14 protein-coding genes are annotated in these 16,755 nt (G+C 68.3%); 7 read left to right on the top strand and 7 right to left on the bottom strand.

Annotated elements, in window-relative coordinates; genetic code table 11:
- Positions 1–30: 30 nt before the first annotated feature.
- Positions 31–639, top strand: coding sequence for a histidine phosphatase family protein (locus H9640_RS08885; RefSeq protein WP_191790370.1), 609 nt, complete (start codon positions 31–33; stop codon positions 637–639).
- A gap of 30 nt (positions 640–669) precedes the next feature.
- On the opposite strand, the gene H9640_RS08880 is transcribed toward H9640_RS08885, so the two are convergent.
- Positions 670–1,338, bottom strand: coding sequence for a response regulator (locus tag H9640_RS08880; protein WP_191790369.1), 669 nt, complete (start codon positions 1,336–1,338; stop codon positions 670–672).
- Positions 1,335–2,513: a sensor histidine kinase gene (locus tag H9640_RS08875; protein WP_191790368.1), complete on the bottom strand. Its 1,179-nt coding sequence runs from the start codon at positions 2,511–2,513 to the stop codon at positions 1,335–1,337. Before H9640_RS08875 ends, H9640_RS08880 begins: the two co-directional genes overlap by 4 nt.
- Positions 2,514–2,682: 169 nt before the next feature.
- Between H9640_RS08875 and H9640_RS08870 the strand changes: the two genes are divergently transcribed.
- From H9640_RS08870 to H9640_RS08860, 3 genes are all read left to right on the top strand, one after another.
- A complete protein-coding gene (locus H9640_RS08870; RefSeq protein ID WP_191790367.1) occupies positions 2,683–3,633 on the top strand; it encodes an alpha/beta fold hydrolase in 951 nt (316 codons plus the stop codon).
- 171 nt (positions 3,634–3,804) lie between these two features.
- On the top strand, positions 3,805–4,218 hold the full coding sequence (locus H9640_RS08865; RefSeq protein ID WP_191790366.1) for a hypothetical protein: 414 nt from the start codon (positions 3,805–3,807) through the stop codon (positions 4,216–4,218).
- Positions 4,219–4,252: 34 nt separating this feature from the next.
- A complete protein-coding gene (locus H9640_RS08860; protein ID WP_191790365.1) occupies positions 4,253–4,534 on the top strand; it encodes a DUF2510 domain-containing protein in 282 nt (93 codons plus the stop codon).
- 24 nt (positions 4,535–4,558) lie between these two features.
- On the opposite strand, the gene H9640_RS08855 is transcribed toward H9640_RS08860, so the two are convergent.
- Entirely contained in the window at positions 4,559–5,983 is a 1,425-nt protein-coding gene (locus H9640_RS08855; protein ID WP_191790364.1) for an FAD-dependent oxidoreductase, read from the bottom strand.
- 75 nt (positions 5,984–6,058) lie between these two features.
- Here H9640_RS08855 and H9640_RS08850 point away from each other — a divergent pair, with 75 nt between their 5' ends.
- Complete coding sequence (locus H9640_RS08850; RefSeq protein WP_191790363.1) at positions 6,059–6,436, top strand: ArsR/SmtB family transcription factor; 378 nt, start codon at positions 6,059–6,061, stop codon at positions 6,434–6,436.
- Positions 6,437–6,505: 69 nt separating this feature from the next.
- Positions 6,506–6,994, top strand: a complete 489-nt coding sequence (locus tag H9640_RS08845) for a hypothetical protein (protein WP_191790362.1) — start codon at positions 6,506–6,508, stop codon at positions 6,992–6,994.
- 241 nt (positions 6,995–7,235) lie between these two features.
- On the opposite strand, the gene H9640_RS08840 is transcribed toward H9640_RS08845, so the two are convergent.
- Positions 7,236–7,676 (bottom strand): hypothetical protein, encoded by a 441-nt coding sequence (locus H9640_RS08840; protein ID WP_191790361.1) that lies wholly within the window; start codon positions 7,674–7,676, stop codon positions 7,236–7,238.
- Positions 7,677–7,876: 200 nt separating this feature from the next.
- Here H9640_RS08840 and H9640_RS08835 point away from each other — a divergent pair, with 200 nt between their 5' ends.
- Entirely contained in the window at positions 7,877–8,266 is a 390-nt protein-coding gene (locus H9640_RS08835; protein WP_191790360.1) for a hypothetical protein, read from the top strand.
- A gap of 825 nt (positions 8,267–9,091) precedes the next feature.
- Here the strand turns inward: H9640_RS08835 and H9640_RS08830 are convergent.
- The 3 genes from H9640_RS08830 to H9640_RS08820 all read right to left on the bottom strand — a co-directional run bounded on the left by H9640_RS08830 (position 9,092) and on the right by H9640_RS08820 (position 16,667).
- Positions 9,092–12,874: a YobI family P-loop NTPase gene (locus tag H9640_RS08830; protein ID WP_191790359.1), complete on the bottom strand. Its 3,783-nt coding sequence runs from the start codon at positions 12,872–12,874 to the stop codon at positions 9,092–9,094.
- Positions 12,875–13,618: 744 nt separating this feature from the next.
- Complete coding sequence (locus H9640_RS08825; RefSeq protein WP_191790358.1) at positions 13,619–15,256, bottom strand: APC family permease; 1,638 nt, start codon at positions 15,254–15,256, stop codon at positions 13,619–13,621.
- Positions 15,257–15,266: 10 nt separating this feature from the next.
- Positions 15,267–16,667, bottom strand: a complete 1,401-nt coding sequence (locus H9640_RS08820; protein WP_191790357.1) for a glutamate decarboxylase — start codon at positions 16,665–16,667, stop codon at positions 15,267–15,269.
- Between the last annotated feature and the right edge of the window lie 88 nt (positions 16,668–16,755).

Here is a 16,755-nt window from a genome sequence, read left to right as displayed (position 1 = left end):
CCCCCCCCCCCCCGCACCGGGAGGGCTCCGATGAGCGCCCGGCACCTCTACCTCGCCCGCCACGGGGCGGCAGATGCCTTCGGTGAGCTGACCGACGTGGGGCGCCGCCAGTCGGACCTGCTGGGCGAGCGCCTCGCGCACGTGCCGGTGACCGCCGTCTGGCACTCGCCGCTCCCCCGGGCGTCCGCGAGCGCCGCCGTCGTCGCGCGACACCTGCCGGGCGCGCGGGTCGCGGAGGCGGCCGAGCTCGTCGACCACGTGCCGTACGTGCCCGCGCGCTCCGAGACGCCGGTGTCCTGGGCGGGGTTCTTCGACGGCTGGGACGAGGTCGAGGCGGCCGCGGGCAGCCGGACCGCCGACGCGCTGGTCGCACGCTTCGCGGCACCGCCGGACCCGGGCGCGGGCACCGTCGACGTCCACGAGGTCCTGATCACGCACGACTACCCGATCGCCTGGCTCGTGCGCCACGCGCTCGGAGCGCCGCCCGAGCGTTGGCTCGGCCTGAGCAGCGCGAACACGGCGCTGACGGTGATCGACCTCCGTCCGGGGCTGCCGCCGGGACTCGTGATGTTCAACGACCTGAGCCACCTGCCGGACGAGCTGCGCTGGACGGGGTTCCCGGGCGGGCTGCGGCCGTGAGGACTCTCAGGGCTGACCACCGACCGAGGCTCAGGACCTCGCGGTGACGAGGCCCGACTCGTAGGCGAGGATCACCAGGTGCGCGCGGTCGCGCGCGTGGACCTTCGCCATGATGCGGTTGACGTGCGTCTTGGCGGTGTGGGTCGAGATCACGAGCTCGGTCGCGATCTCCTGGTTCGTCAGGCCGCGGGCGACGAGCAGGAACACCTCGCGTTCGCGCTCGGTGAGGCGGGCGAGCCCCTCGCCCTCCCACGCGTGCGCTCGCGGCGTCTGCCGGTGCACGAAGCGCTGGACGAGCGCCTGCGTCGCGGCCGACGACAGCAGCGCCTCCCCCAGGTGGATCGTGTGCACCGCGCGCACGATGTCCTCGGGCTCGGCGCCCTTCCCGATGAACCCGCTCGCGCCCGCCCGCAGGGCTGCGACGACGTACTCGTCCTCCTCGAAGGTCGTCAGGACGAGCACCCGCGTCGTGCTCCCCGTGGGGCCGGCGCAGATCTGCTCGGTGGCCGCGATCCCGTCGAGCTCGGGCATCCGGATGTCCATCAGGACGACGTCGGGGGCCGACGCCGCGGCCTCGCGCACCGCCTCGCGCCCGTTCGACGCCTCGCCGACGACCTGGATCCCGCCGCTGTCGGTGAGGATGTCCCGCACGGCCTGACGCACCAGCGGCTGGTCGTCGACGACGAGCACGGTGATCATCGTTGGGGCCCGCTCGCTGCGGCGACCGCGGTCCGTTCGGCGGGCAGCTCGATGTCGAGCCGGAACTCGCCGTCCGCGCGCGAGGTCTCGACCCGTCCCCGCACCGACGCGACCCGCTCCCGCAGCCCGCGCAGCCCGTGCCCGCTGGCGGGCGCCTCCGCGTCGCCCGCGCGCAGGGGGCTCGTGACGGTCAGGGCGAGCACGCCCTCGCGGTGACGGACCTCCACGACGGCCCGGTCGCCCGCGCCGTGCTTGTGGGCGTTCGTGAGCCCCTCCTGCAGGGCGAGGTAGGCGACGTGGTCGCTCGCCGGGGTCAGGACGCTGCCGCCCGGGTCTCGCCGCAGCTCGACCCGCAGGCCCACGTCGACGAACCGTGCGACCAGCGCATCGAGCTGGTCGAGCCCGGCCTGCGGGTGGAGGTCGTGCCCTTCGTGGTCTGCCTCCGCGCGCAGGAGGGCCATGAGCCCGCCGATGTCCGCGAGAACCGTGCGCGAGGCGCTGCGGATGGTCGTGAGCGCCTCGCGCGCACGGTCGGGCCGGGTCTCGAGCGACGACGACGCCACGCCCGCACTGAGGCTGATCACCGAGATCTGGTGCGCGACGACGTCGTGCAGGTCGCGGGCGATGCGCACGCGTTCCTCGACCACGCGCCGTCGGGCCTCCTCGTCGCGGTCCTGCTCGGCGCGTTCGGCGCGCTCCGTGACGGCCGCGAGCGCCTCGCGACGCGACCTGGTCGCGTCGCCCAGGGCTCCGGCCAGGACGACGAACGTCACGAACTGCATCGCCCGCGAGTCGAAGAGCTCGCCGTCGAGCGGGACGGCGGCCACGAGGAAGACGACGAGGGCGGCTGAGCCCACGCACGCGATGCCGACCGTGCGGCGCGTCCGGTCCGTGACCGCGAACGCGGTGATCACGACCGCGACGAGCGCGCTCGGGGAGAGCGTGCCCGCGAGCGCCACGACGACCGTGCACGCGAGGCTCACCCCGAGGGCGACGAGCGGTCGACGACGCCGCCACGGGATCACCACGACGGGCAGGAGCGCGACGACGACGAGCAGCCCCCGCGTCCGGAACAGCTCGTCGGGGAACGGCAGGACGCCGAAGAGGGCGACGACGGCGATCGCGACGACGTCGCTGAGGGGAACCGCTGCTGCGGCAGCACGGGGGGACGTCACTCCCCCAGTATCCCGGCCCGCCCGCGGCGGCGGATCGCCCCAGAAGGTGACGTGCGCGTACCACGATCGCGGTACGCAGGTGTCCGCGCCGGGCTGACGCGCGCGGTCGGCCGGGCCACGATGCTGGACCGACGGCGGAGCGCACCGGGTGCTCCGTGGAGAGGAACGCGTGAAGAAGCCTGCGAAGAGAGCCCTCGTGGCCGTGGCGGCCGTCGGGGTCGTGCTGGTGCTCAGCCTGGGCACGACGAGCGTCGTGAACGCGGTCGCGACCAGCCAGGAGCGCGACCGGATCGAGACCTACGGACAGACCGTGACGGTCGACGGGCGGCAGATGAACGTCCTGGTCACCGGGAGCGGCCCCGTGGACGTGGTCCTGCTGCCGGGCTTCGGGACCGCGTCGCCCGTCCTCGACTTCCAGCCGCTCGTCACGGACCTCGCCCAGGACCACCGGGTCCTCGTCGTCGAACCCTTCGGCTACGGCCTGAGCGACGGCACCGACGTCGAGCGGACCACGGAGAACGTCGTGGCCGAGGTCCACGAGGCGCTCCAGGCACTCGACGTCGACCGCTACGTCCTCATGGGGCACTCGATCGCCGGGATCTACGGCATCGAGTACGCCGCGCGCTACCCCGACGAGGTGACGGCGTTCGTCGGGATCGACACGAGCGTCCCCGGCCAGCCGCACATGGACACGGAGTTCCCCACGGGCCTCCTGGCCGCGGCCAAGAACCTCGGCCTGGCCCGTGTCCTCACCGCGGTCGGCGGCGACGGGCTCGACGGATCCGTGTACTCCGACCACGCGCGCGAGCAGATGACGATGCTCGCCCACCGGAACTCCCTGCGCCCCACCTACCTCGACGAGATGTCGCACATCGCCGCGAACTTCGAGCGCGCGCTCGGCACGACGTTCCCGGCGGACCTGCCGCTGCTGCTGTTCGTCGAGGCCGACAACGCGACCAACCCGGAGTGGCTGGCGCTGCACGAGGAGCAGGCCGCGAGCGTCGAGGACGGCACCGTGGTGCCCGTGCCCGGCGCCCACTACCTCCACCACACGCACGCTCCGCAGATCGCCGCCGGGTTCCGGGAGTGGGAGGCTGCTCGCGCACTGACGACGGGCTGAGGGTTGGGCTGGACTGCTGGGCGGCGGCGCGACGGCGCGAGATGCTCGCGGAGCGGGCGGTACCGTGTGCGGGTGAACGGACGATCGCCCCGACGGGGAACGAGACGCGGACGTGCGGACGGTCGCCGACCGCTCGCCCCCGTGGCGCAGACGCGCCGGGCAGGCCTGCTGATGACCACGGTCTGCGTGGGCCTCGGTGCTCTCGTCGTCTGGCGGGGCGGGGACGAGATCCTGGCGGGGAACTTCGCGGTGCTCTTCCTCCTCGGACTCTGCCTCGTCGGGACGACCGGATCGGTCGCCCTGACGCTGTCCTCGCCGCACCGGGAGCGCCTGTACCGCGTGGCGGAGTTCCTCGGACGCGCGTGCGTCGTGGCGTTCTTCGCCTGCGTCGTCGTGTTCGGTCTCGTCGTCCCGGCGGTCCTGGTCTCGCCGGGCTCGGGCAAGGCGCCCGACACGGTCGGCGAGGCCCAGATGCTCGCCCTGTGGACCCTCGTGGTCTTCGTGGCCGTCACGGTCTCGGCGATCATGGACAGGCGTCGAGCCCGACGGCGAGGCGACGACCCCGCGACCGACGAACGATCGTGAGCAGCTCCATGACGTGGCGGCGAGGAGGAGACGCATGACGTACCAGCCGGGTTGGTATCCCGACCCTCAGGACCAGCGGCGGGTGCGCTGGTTCGACGGAATCCGTTGGACCGAGCACTGGCAGCCTGGTGCGGTCCCACCCCCCGCGCGTCCACGGACGATGGGCGGGGGCACGATCGCGCTGATCGTCGTCGGCGCGATCGTGCTCCTGGTGGCGATGGTGGTCGTGGTCGTGGTCGTCGTCGCCGTGTTCGCAGGCTTCGCCGACATCGTCCAAGGGGTCGTGTGCGGCGAGGCCCCGCACTACTGCACCTAGGGGCCGCCCGAGGGGTGCTTGGGGTCAGCCGCAGGTGCTCGACGGCGCCGGCTCGTCCCCGGAGCGACCGTGCACCACTCCGGTCGCGAACCCGGAACCGGTCGGCGCCCCGAGGGTGACCAGCTGGGGCTCGGCGGGCGTCGTCCCGCAGCACGAGCCGCCGGTCTCGTCCTCGGCCTCCAGCGCCAGATCGGTCGAGCACACACCGGTGGCGGGCAGGTTCAGCTGGACCAGGTCCGCCGCGGCCCGGTCGCCCGCGAGGGCGGCGGCGATCGAGCGGACCTGCTCGTACCCGGTGGCCAGCAGGAACGTCGGGGCCCGTCCGTAGGACTTCATCCCGGCCAGGTAGAACCCGTCGTCGGGGTGCTGGAGCAGCTTCTCCCCGTGCGGGGGCACCGTGCCGCACGAGTGGAAGTTCGGGTCGATGAGCTCGGCCAGGCGGCGCGGGCACTCGACCACCGGGTCCAGGTCCAGGCGCACCTCACGCAGCATGTCCAGGTCGGGGCGGAACCCGGTCGCGTTCACGATCGCGTGGACCTGCAGGTCCAGCACCTCCTCGCGCGAACGGCCCAGGACCCGCACCGCGGCCTGGCCGGGGACGAGCTCCTCGATCGAGGTCCACCTCACCAACGTCAACCGGCCCGCCTCGACGGCGGCCTGCAGGCGCGTGCCCAGCAGCCCACGCGCGGGCAGCTCGTCGTCGGCCCCGCCGCCGAACAGGCGCCGCGCCGAACCGCCGCGGATCGCCCAGGTCACCGTGGTGCCCGGCGCGGACTCCGCGAGCTCGACCAGGGACAGCAACGTGTTCGCTGACGAGTGCCCCATCCCGACGACGAGCGTGTGCTTGCCGGCGAACCGCTCGCGGGCCGTTCCCAGGACGTCGGGCAACGGGCCCGTGACGAAGGCCTGCGCCTGCGCCTCGCCGACCGCTGGAAGGCCGCTGGTGCCCAGCGGGTTGGACGTCGTGAACGTCCCGGAGGCGTCGATCACCGCACGGGCCAGCACGTCCTCGACCTGCCCGTCCGCCCTCACGGTCCGCACCCGGTACGCGCGCCGCTCCCGGCCCAGGGACCTGGTCCTGTCCGCACCGTCGCGAGCCACCGCCAGCACCCGGGTCCTGGTCCGCAACCGCGACGCGATCTGCTCGGTCGCGGCCAGCGGCACCAGGTACTGGTCCACGAGCTCGCCGCCCGTGGGGAGCCGGTCCAGGTCCGGCGGGGTCCATCCGGTGGGCTCGAGCAGGCGTCGCGCGGCGTCGTCGATGTCGTAGCGCCACGGCGAGAACAACCGCACGTGGCCCCACGACGCCACCGTCGCGCCCGGCCCGTCGCCCGCCTCGAGCACGACCGGCTCCAGCCCCCGCTCCAGCAGGTGGGCGGCCGCGGCCAGCCCCACCGGTCCCCCACCGATCACCACGACCGGAAGATCCGCACGCACGACCTCGCTCATCACCACTCCTCGCATCGACAACCATCAATGAACGCCACGTCGACAACGTATCCATAAACTTCGATACGTGGCAAGATGGGGTCCGTGACCACGACGACGGACCTGCCCCTCGTTCCAGCCGGCACGGCTGGGGCCGCCTGCTGCGCGCCGCTGGTTCGCCAGGCCGCCGACCCCCAGACCGCGCGCGACCTCGCGCGCACCTTCAAGGCCCTGGCTGACCCCACCCGGGTCCAGCTGCTCTCGATCGTCGCCTCCCACGACGGCGGCGAGGCCTGCGTGTGCGACCTCACCGAGCCCGTCGGCCTGTCCCAGCCGACGGTCAGCCACCACCTGAAGATCCTCGTCGACGCCGGCCTCCTCACCCGGGAGCAGCGCGGACGCTGGGCGTACTACTCGCTCGTCCCCGGCGCCCTCACCGCGCTCGCCGACACCTTGACCGAGACGACACGCTGAGCCTGCCCGACGTCGGGCAGGCTCGCTCGCGGTCGCACCAGTTCGCGTGCACAGCCGTAGCCTCGGGTAATGAAGAGAACCCTCGCGGCCGTCGGAGCGCTCACCGTCCTCATGGTCAGCGCCTGCTCCGGAGGCGATCCTGACCCCGAGCCCTCCGAGACTTCCCCGTCGTCGGCCTCCGCCACGATCAAGGTCGAGCTCACCACGGACGTGGTCGTCGACGACGACGGCTCGGTGACGGTGACCGCGCAGTCGAACCTGCCGGACGGAACGGAGCTGGATGGGTCGGTGTCGGCCGATGATGTCTTCACAGCGCAGGACCGGGCCGTGCTGCAGGACGGCACCGCCACGTTCGGCCCCTTCTCGGCGAAGGGCGAGGCCCTTCCGGCCGGCGCCTACGCGGTGCGCGTCACCATGCCGATCGCGCGCAACCAGCCCGAGCAGGTCACGTCGATCATCGGCGAGCACGGCGAGAACTTGACCGGGCCGCAGGTGAGCACCGAGGACGGCACGGGCGACGCGGTGGTGGCGACCAGCGAACCGCTCATCATCCCCTGACCGCCGACCCCGACTCAGCGCATCGAGTGCATCCACAAGGCGACATCGGGCAGCCGCAGCTCGCTCGTGTCGAAGACGCACGTGCGCCCACCTGCCTCGGCAGCAGTCGCGGTCGCTTGAGTACGGCCAGCTTCGCCGCGGTCACCCACGGGTCGGACGTTCCCTTCGTCGTCGGGTCGGCCAGCGCGATGCGGGCCGTATTCGCCAGCCCCTCGGGATGCGGGGCAGTCTTTCGCAGTCCTCAGCCGCCGGTGAACATGGAGATGGTCAGCTCGGAATCGACCGCCTGGCATGGCTCGAAGAGAGCGTCAAGGGCATCCCGCCAGGCATCCGACCTGATGACGGTGGGTTCGGTCCTCGCCCAGGACTCGACCGCGGGGACAGCCTCCTGCAGGTCGGCGACCCCTTGGCTGACGGCGCTGTCGCCGCTCGAGGGGATGCGGTACAGGACACGTGTCGCGACCTCGTACCAGCCCTGCTGCTCCTGGACGGCCACGCGGCCCTCGCTCAGGGCGATGTCCGCGTTCTCCACGATCGACATGACGTCGGAGACGGCCGCGCACGCGGCGGCGTCCTGCGCCACGTCGCCCTCGGGTGCATCCGCCTGGCGCACTTCTGTCGTGCGGTCGGGCTGGGCGGTGAGAGCACCGCTGCAGCCCGCCATCATCGTTGCCACGAACACCAGAGCCGATGCTCCAACCGCCCGCTGTCCTCGCATGAACGTACCCCCGTCGTGACCGTGTGCCCCTGAGGGTACACATTCCGTCCGATGCCGCTCGCACGCGGTGGGGCGATGCACGCCACGGCACATCGTCCCGGGCAGGCCGGACGAGACACGGACCTGCCGAACGAGCCGCGACCGGCACATGTCAGACTGCCGGCATGTCACCCCCCTTTCCACGGAACCAGAAGCTGGCCGAGAAGGTCATGCGTAGGCTGAACAGGACGTTGCGAGGTCGCGAGCACGACGGGCTGAAGGTCGTCGCCCTCCTCCACTACGGGGCCGTCGACATCGATCCACGTCACCTTGTGGTCTGGATCCTGCTGGGCGGTAAGCCGGACGACCAGATCCCGGCATGGCTGAGGGTGTCGCCGTTGTTGATCGAGTCGCTGCGGCCGACGACCATCGACTACACGTGGCTGCTCGCCCTGCGATCCGAGGTACAGGGGGCGTTCCGGGCTGCCCGTTGGGCAGATCTGGACAACATCGCCGTCATGGTGGACAGCGAGCATCGAGTGGCCACATCCGGCTTTGACTACTTCCGCGGATGAGGAGGCCCAGGCGCCGAGGGCGAGGAGGCGTGTCCCTCGCGGAGAAAACTCAACTCCGGCGCCGGGTGGTCCGGTGTCTGCAGCGACTTCGCCGCACCCCCGACCAAACGACGAGAGGCCCGGAATCTCAACGATTCCGAGCCTCTCGCTTCTGTCGGGCTGACAGGATTTGAACCTGCGACCCCTTGATTGCCCATCGAACGGTCAAGTTCCGCCGGATCGCTTGGCTTTCCTCCTGCAACTCGTGTCTTTGCGCCCTTCCCCCGTGCCGCCCTGTGGCACGCTGAGCCGCAGTACGCCGGGTTCTAGGACACCTTCTGGGACAGATTAGCGGTAGCCACCGACAGCCCGATACGTGAAACCTCAAATGCACATGACCAGCGGGTCACTCCGGCGCAGTTCGCTGTATTCAGAAGTCCCAAGAATGCGCGGCCGGCTCGCTTGAACAGCGCGACGACAATAGGTCTGATCTCGGCTCGTGGTCAGGCCAGCACTGCCGCACGGACCCGTCCATGGGGATGCCTGGTCCTGTGGCAGGTCGCGTCTCGAGGTGGGGCCAGTTCACACGAGCCCGAGCCGGTGGAGCCGCACGCCCGGGTCCATGGAGCCTGGGCCTCACGTGCGACTCGCCTTCGAGGCTCGTGAGAGGGGGCCTTCCCCTGGTTCACACAGCCCCGGCGCATGAGCCAGGCCGAGAACCTCTCTTATGTCGCGATACGACCATGCTGCCACGACAAGGGTGCGCACTCGAACTCACCCCTGATTTGCATCCAGAACAGTGTCACCGCCCAAGCAGGGGCCAACTCACCCTCGGCCAGATCTACTTCAGCGTAGATAGACGACGAGCTTCGTGCCAAGAGTCTTGAATTCCTTCCGCTCCACGCGGCGGATCGTGGCGCCCACGAGTCGTTCCAAGACCTCACGGTGCGCTTGGTCGTCGGGAAACTTCGGGGCGCCCCGTCCGCCCGTCGCTGCTTTGGAATACTCGTCGCCCATCGAAAGTAGAAGTTCCTTGAGGTCCCTGAGGTCAAGCACCTCGCCCGCCTGTGCAGCGAGGTTGATGATCTCTCTCTGGTCGGCGCCAGCAGCCCGGAGTGCCTCGAGGATGGTGTACCCAAGTTTCCATCCTTGCTCGTGGAGCGTGCGAGTTACTGTCTGGACCTGTTGCTGAGTCGCGCCGGCAAGGTACTCGTCGAGTTCAGCGACAACTGCCTCTTTGACGTCGATCGAGACGGCACCGCGTAGCAGGTTAGGGATCTGCACGACGGAGAGTATGTCGACGGAGACCACCGTCGCGTAGTTCTCGGATGCGATGATCGCGGCCTCGTAGGTTGGCCAGTCCACCATGAGTTCTTCGGAGAACGCTGTCTCGTCGTCTACCAATAGCTGCGCGTCGATGAGCTGAGCGACAAGTAGGCCTCCCTCGGGTTCGATGGTGGTTGCGGAGATTGCTCCGGGGTTGACACTGGCGGCTAGGCCCACGCGGGACCGGCTATCAGGGATTTCCTCGCGAGCGGCGAGGATCGCAACCGCGACCTCGAGTCGGTCCGCCAGCGGCACGTCCTCGGCACCGGTGATCGTCTCGTGCTTGGCAAGCAGCGGACCGAGAGATGCATCGATAGCACCGAACGCGTCTAGGTAGCCCTTGACGTTCTCGAACGTCGTGTCGGTTCGGTTGGCAGCCGCTAGGAGCGGCCAGGTGGTGGCCGGGACCGACGGGACGAGCATCGGCACACGGCAGTCGTCGCTGGCTGAGTCGATAAGCCGACTGAGGGTCAAAGCGTCGGCGCGAGAGGAAGCATCAGTGAGGATCTTGGCGAATAGGTGTGGCTCGGTCATCGTGTGCGGTGTCGTGGGTGAGGCCTCGTAGGCCGTCATGTAATCCGTGAGTCGGTTGATGCAGTGCCAGTAGGAGGAACCGTAACGTTCATACAGGACATCCAGGGCGATTGAGCCGCCGGAGACGATGGTGTGGAGATTCGCCTCGGTGACGGGGTAGAGGCCCATCCGGATGGCGACCGAGCGCGCGTGCTGGTCCAAGGAGCCTAGAAGCTCAATGGCCGCGCCACTTGCCTGCACGAGGCGAAGGACAATCTCCGCCCGTGCTAGCGAGCCCGGGCTACAGATAGCCCTCAGACCACGGTAGTTCGCCTCGACCACCTGGCCCACACCCTCGTCGACGTCATACTCATAGCCGGGGACCACGCCGAGCACCGCGTCGAGCAGGCCAAGACGGGTCGTGGGGTCAACCGGAGCCGAGACAGCGGCGTACTTCACTACACCCGGCCACATCGGTGCGATCGCCGCTAGTAACGATTGAGGGGCCGTGCCGTGCGCGACGTAGGTGTCAAGGAACTCACGCTCTAGCGCCCCCATTCGAACCAAGCTGTGCGCAACGGTACGAGCGGCTCCAGGCCGATCCGTCAGCAAGTAGTCCAGGATGCTGACGTTGTACACACCCACATCACTGAACAGATCCGCGGTGTCGTGCTTGCCAGCTCCCTGCTCCCGGAGAACCTGGATCACGTCCCGCCTCTTGAGTTTGAAACCCGGATCAGGTACCCCGGGCTCGATGCAGCGTCTCGTGTACTCGACGCCGTCGGGGCCGAGGTGCTCGCCGTAGTAGCTGGAGATGTACAGCGCAAAGTGAGATGTGAGGAAGCCGTGGCGGACGAGATCACACGCAAGATCGGACTCCAGAACCTGGTCCAGCAGCTCGTCGAAGGTCAGCGGAGGTTCGACCGTACCGTCCGCCGGCGCTGGGACCACCGGAGGCTTCGGAACTAGATCACCCTCCGAAGTTGGCGATGGCAAGGTGAACTCGGCCCGCCTGCTCAAGCTCTCCCAGGTGTGATGCCTGAGGAACATGATCTGCTCTTCTGCTTTGGCGATCCGGTCTCGCTGATCGACAGGGTCAACGTCCTTCCACTGGTCAGGGTCAACCGGAGACCCAAGCAGCGCGGACAACTGACCGGCCGAAAAGGAGAACGTGACGGCACCTTTCCCCCGGCTCCGCGCCCTTGGACTAGCTACGGTAATTTCTTGGGCCTGTCCGGATGCGATAACGGCCCATGTGTCGCGGTCTGCAGCGTTGTCCTCTGTCGTGACTCCGGCCAACTCGATCAAGACGTCCTGTGCGCCAGGGTAGACGGACGCGCCGAGCACCTGCCCGAGTTCGACGAGCCGTTTACCGAGGTCAGCTGCTCGCGTGTCCGCGCTCAGCTCTAGGCTCAGGTCTGATCGCAGCGCGACCAGTCGTGTCGTCTGCGTCGCGAGGTTCTCGCGCACGAGTTCGCGCCACCTGCGGTACAGCCGGTCGAGCGTGCTGTCCTGGTGGCGGATCTTCTCGAAGTCGGCCAAGTGGGTGTTCTTGTACAGGACAATCGCGAACACCAGGTCGTCGGTGATGCCCGGCATTTTCGTCTTTGAGACGACGAGCCTGTTGCGATACACCTCGAACTCGTTGCGAATGTTGTGGATCAGTCGCATGTCGGCCACGTGGCGGGCCGCGAGGCGGATGAGGGCAGGGTTGATCTTGAAGTTGCTGCTCTTCATCGCCTTGGACATCACGTCCCGGGCGTTGTCAGCGCTGACGAACGGCACGACCGGGATGATCACGTCGAAGAACTTGGTGCGGCTTGCACGCCCAAGCGTGTCCTTGGCACGGTCGACCTTGACCTGAGGCGCTTCTTGTTCCCCCGGCGGCCTGTCCTTCTGAGCGGCCCCAATGCGCTCGAAGACGCTGTCTCGGATGGCGTAGACGAAGACGATGCGACGGGCGATCTGATCTGAACTGTTGAGCAGTCCGTTGAGCGCGCGCAGGGTGTCGAAGACCTTCACGTCCTCGAACCGGTCGATGTCCTCGATGACTACCACGTCGCACTGGCTCACCTGAAAGAAGTAGACGATCTCATCGAGATACTCGTCGAAGTACGTAGCCGACCCCTTCGAAAGGGTCACTGTCGCTGGACCAGAACTCATCGATGCGCTCATAGTTGGCCGGCTGCGCACCAACCGTCCGACTACCCAAGCCCCTGCCATCGCGACACCAGCGAGGATGACGTAGGCGACGACCTGTCGCCAGACCGCTGGAAGCAGTCCTTCAACCAAAGGCTGGATCAAGCCGAGACCGAAGAGGACTGCAAAGACCACGAACCCCGCGACTACAGCGATCCTCCACTCACGCTTCTGGTCGGGCGCGCTGGTACGGCGAAACCCCGACCGCGGGACCTTGATCGTTGGCAGTCGGTACAGCAGCTGCTTGACGATCTCCTTCTGAATCTGGTTCGTTCGCGATTCAGCCACGGCCGGCTGAGCCTTCTCCCCGGCCGCATCGTCGCTCTCTGGTGCGATCGTCGACAACGACAACTCGAGGACTCGAGCCGCACGATCGGTTCGCAACTGGTGCAAGACGCTGCTCTTACCCGTGCCATATGCCCCCGTCAGCGCCACGTTGAAGGTCCGGGGGCTGTCGATCGCTCGCACCAGTAGGTCGCAGTATAACTGGTGTTGTGGCCCGTCGAACTGCGGAGAAAGGCTTGCCAAGCGCAACTGCTGGCCAGGTCGGGGGTTCGCCTCGGTCGACTCCGGGATGAGGTTCGTGGGCACATCAGGATCGTATTGCCTACCTGGTAGCAACGACCGGAGCACCGCCGGCGCACGCCCCATTCTCTGGACACAACAGCCAAGTAGGCGATCGCTGGTCGGGCGACCGCCCCGGGGCATCGACCAGGTGCAGTGGCCTGTGGTCGCGTCCGCAGGGCGACCAGACGACGATCGGCTAGTGCCTTGAAGTATCTCGCAAGCCGATCCCTCACCGGGCGCCTCGCGCCTTCTCACCGCCGCGCACGGTTCCACCGATTGAAGGTGCCCGGTAGACCCGCCCGCAATTGTGCCCGGTGAAGGCTGCCTATCTGCGACATCCGGGCCATGACTGCGACGCTCATCGGGTACGCGCGCTGCTCGACCGCAGAGCAAGAACTCACTGCCCAGCACCAAAGCGCTCGAGGCGGTGGGTGCCGACCCGCCGGGTCTATGTCGACCAGGGCGTGACCGGCACCCACCGCGACCGTGTGGGATGTCAATCTCTGATGAGCTGGCGCGAGATGCGTACCTGTGTGGGTGCTCCATCGACGAGGCGTAGACGTTGCTCTACGAAACGACAATCGAGCTGGGGCTCCTGCTGAACTGGTCCCAGCTGCTGCATGACCTGGCCCACGACGCGTACACAGCGTTTCCCACGACCAACAACGACACCTGGACGTAGAGTCGCTGCGCTACATAGTCATCGAGCCCAAGATCGGCCTGTTCAAGCCCGCGCATGTCGGTCAGCTCGGCACCTTCGAGGAGCGGCTAGTGCAGTTCTGTCGACTGCGAAGGTGGCGGGCTCGCTGCCCCTTGCGCAGGTGGCGGGTTCACGAGGACACCCTCGGCTGTTTCGTGTTCGGCCGCGGTCCGTTGGTCCCAGGACGGTTTGCGCATGGCGTAGAAGAGCAGCGGCGGACCACCGAGGACCACTACTACGGCGGCCACCACGAAGGGGTAGGCGGCGGGCGGGACCCCCGTGAAACCCTCGGGCGGCACGAAGGCCAGCACGAAGGCCGTGGCGCAGGCGACGAACCCCAGACCCGCGACGAACTTCATCGCGGGTGTCCGGTAGGTGCGCACCACGTCCGGCTTGGAACGTCGCAGCCTGATCGCCGCGGCGAACATCAGCATGTACATGATCAGGTAGAGCGCAGCCGCCATGTCGATGAGCGCGATGAACGCCGTGTTGATGTTCGGGATGACGATGAACAGCAGGGCCAGGACCGACACCACGATCCCCTGGACCCCGAGAATGCCCACCTGCACACCTGCCTTGTTGCGCTTCTGGAGCGAGGGGGGCAGCAGGCCCGTCCGGGCCGCGGCCAGCAAGCCACGCGACGGACCGGCGATCCAGGTGACGACGGACGCGAACGCTCCCAGCGCGATGAGCGCCGAGATCGCGGTGACCGCCCACGGCATGTTCCACTTGTCGAAGAAGACCTCAAACGCGAGATTGATGCCGTTGGTCAGCCCCAGCTCCTTCTTGGGCACCGCGACCGCCATGGCGATCGTGGGGAGGATGAAGACGAGCAGAATGAGGAACGTCGCGATTGCGATCGACTTGGGGAACCCCTTCCCGGGATTCTTCAGGTCGTTCGCGTGGACGGCGTTGACCTCCATCCCCGCGTACGCGAGAACGTTGGAGACCACGAGGACGATCGACGCGATCCCGGTCCACGGCGGGATGACGGCGGACGCCTCCAGCGAGGTCTCCGCCTTCTCCCCGGTCGCAAGCCAGATCGCACCGAGCACGATCAGCAGGACGGCAGGGAACAGAGTCCCCAGGATGCCGCTCCACGACCCCACCTTGGCGAACAGGTTGCCGCCCTTGAGCGTGATGAGGGTCGACCCCCAGTACAGGACGAGGATCACGACCGCGGTGTACAGGCCGTTGCTCGCCAGCCCCTGGTTCCCGATCACGAACGACAGGCTCGCTGCGATGAAGGCGATCTGCGTCGGGTACCAGACCACGTTCTGGATCCACTGGAGCCAGATGGCCGTGAAGCCCAGCCGGTTGCCGAAGGCCTCCCGGACCCAGGTGTACACGCCCCCCTTCCACCCTGTGGCCAACTCCGCGGCCACGAGGGCCGTCGGCACGAGGAACACGATCGCAGGAATGACGAACAGGGTGATCGACCCGAGGCCGTAGGCCCCCATGGCAGGCAGCGAACGCAGTGACGCCACGGTGACGACCGTGAGCATCGCGAGCTGGAAGACCGACAGGAAGGCCGTCGCAGTCGCGGCTGGCGCGCCGATGGCGGGCCCGGTGTGCTGCGGATCCTTGCCGTACGGGTGCGGGGTGACATGTTCCGCCCCGGGAGCGTGGGTTCCGTCCGCCCGGACGAACGGGCCCGATGTTGGGCCGTTCGACCGGGTGCGGTCACCCTGAGAGATGGAGTCCATTGCTGTCCCCTTAGTGGTGGAAGCCCGGGTGGTGACCCTCGATGGGCATGGGACCTGATAGGGCGTCGAGGTAGGCGACCTCAGCGTGCAGGTCGTCGATGAGTGCATGTGCGAGATCGATGCTCAGGCCGTTGCGCACCACGATGCGCTGGACCGTGAGGTCCTGGAGGTCTGCGGGCATGGGGTAGGCCGGGACGAGCCATCCCTTGAGCCGCAGGCGGTCCGAGAGGTGATAGAGGTTCCAGTTCTTGCCGTGCCCCTGCGCGATGCTCCAGGCGAAGACGGGGATGTCGCTCCCGTCATTCCACAGGTCGAACTGCGGCATCTTCGCGATCTCGCCCGAGAGGTAGAGCGCGACGTCCTGCGAGGCCTGCTGCACCTTGCGGTAGCCCTCGAACCCGAGCCGCAGGAACAGGTAGTACTGGAGCAGCACCTGGGCGCCCGGGCGCGAGAAGTTGAGCGCGAACGTCGGCATGTCGCCGCCGAGGTAGCTGACTCGGAAGATCAGGTCCTCGGGCAGCGCGGCCTCGTCGCGCCAGACGACCCACCCGAGCCCGGGGTACACGAGCCCGTACTTGTGCCCCGAGGTGTTGATCGACGCGACGCGCGGGACGCGGAAGTCCCACTCGAGGTCCGGCTGGATGAACGGCGCGATCATGGCCCCGGACGCCCCGTCCACGTGGATGGGGACGTCGAGCCCCGTGGCGGCCTGGATGCGGTCGAGCGCCGCTGCGATCTCCGTGACCGGCTCGTACATCCCGGTGTACGTGACCCCGAGGATCGCGACGACCCCGATCGTGTTCTCGTCCACGTACTTCTCGAGCTCGAACCCGTCGAGCACCTTGTGCTCGTACGAGATGGGGACGTAGCGGGCCTCGACGTCCCAGTAGTTGCAGAACTTCTCCCAGCAGACCTGGACCGCGCTCGACAGGACCAGGTTCGGCTTCTCGGTCGACTTCCCCGCGGCCCGGCGCGCGTGCTGCCAGCGCCGCTTGAGCGCGAGACCGCCCAGCATGGCGGCCTCCGACGACCCGATGGTCGACGTGCCGATCGTGCCGGCGGGGTCCGGGGCGTTCCACAACCCCGCCAGCATCTTCCAGCACCGGGTCTCGATCGCGGCCGTGGCCGGGTACTCGTCCTTGTCGATCATGTTCTTGTCGGCCGTCTCCTCGTACAGCCGCTGGGCGTACGGGTCCATCCAGGTGCCGACAAACGTCGCGAGGTTCAGGCGGGCGTTGCCATCGAGCATCGCCTCGTCATGGACGATCTGGTAGGCCGTCTCGGGAAGTGACTCTCCGGACGGCAGGACGTTGCGGGGGAGCTCGGTCGCCTCGCCGGGGCGGGCGAACAGTGGGTTGAGCGCGACGACGTCGCGCTCCTCGGACTCTGCACCTCGGGCTGATCCAGACATGTTCATTACCTTTCGTCGGACGGTAGTCGGCGGCACCGTGGTGACCGCCGCATGCCGTTGAAACGCCGCCATCGGGCTCATAGGCCAG

The organism is Oerskovia gallyi (assembly GCF_014836745.1).
GTDB lineage: Bacteria > Actinomycetota > Actinomycetes > Actinomycetales > Cellulomonadaceae > Oerskovia > Oerskovia paurometabola.
Note: the sequence above shows the minus strand (reverse complement) of the source record. Positions and strands in the feature narration are given on the sequence as shown.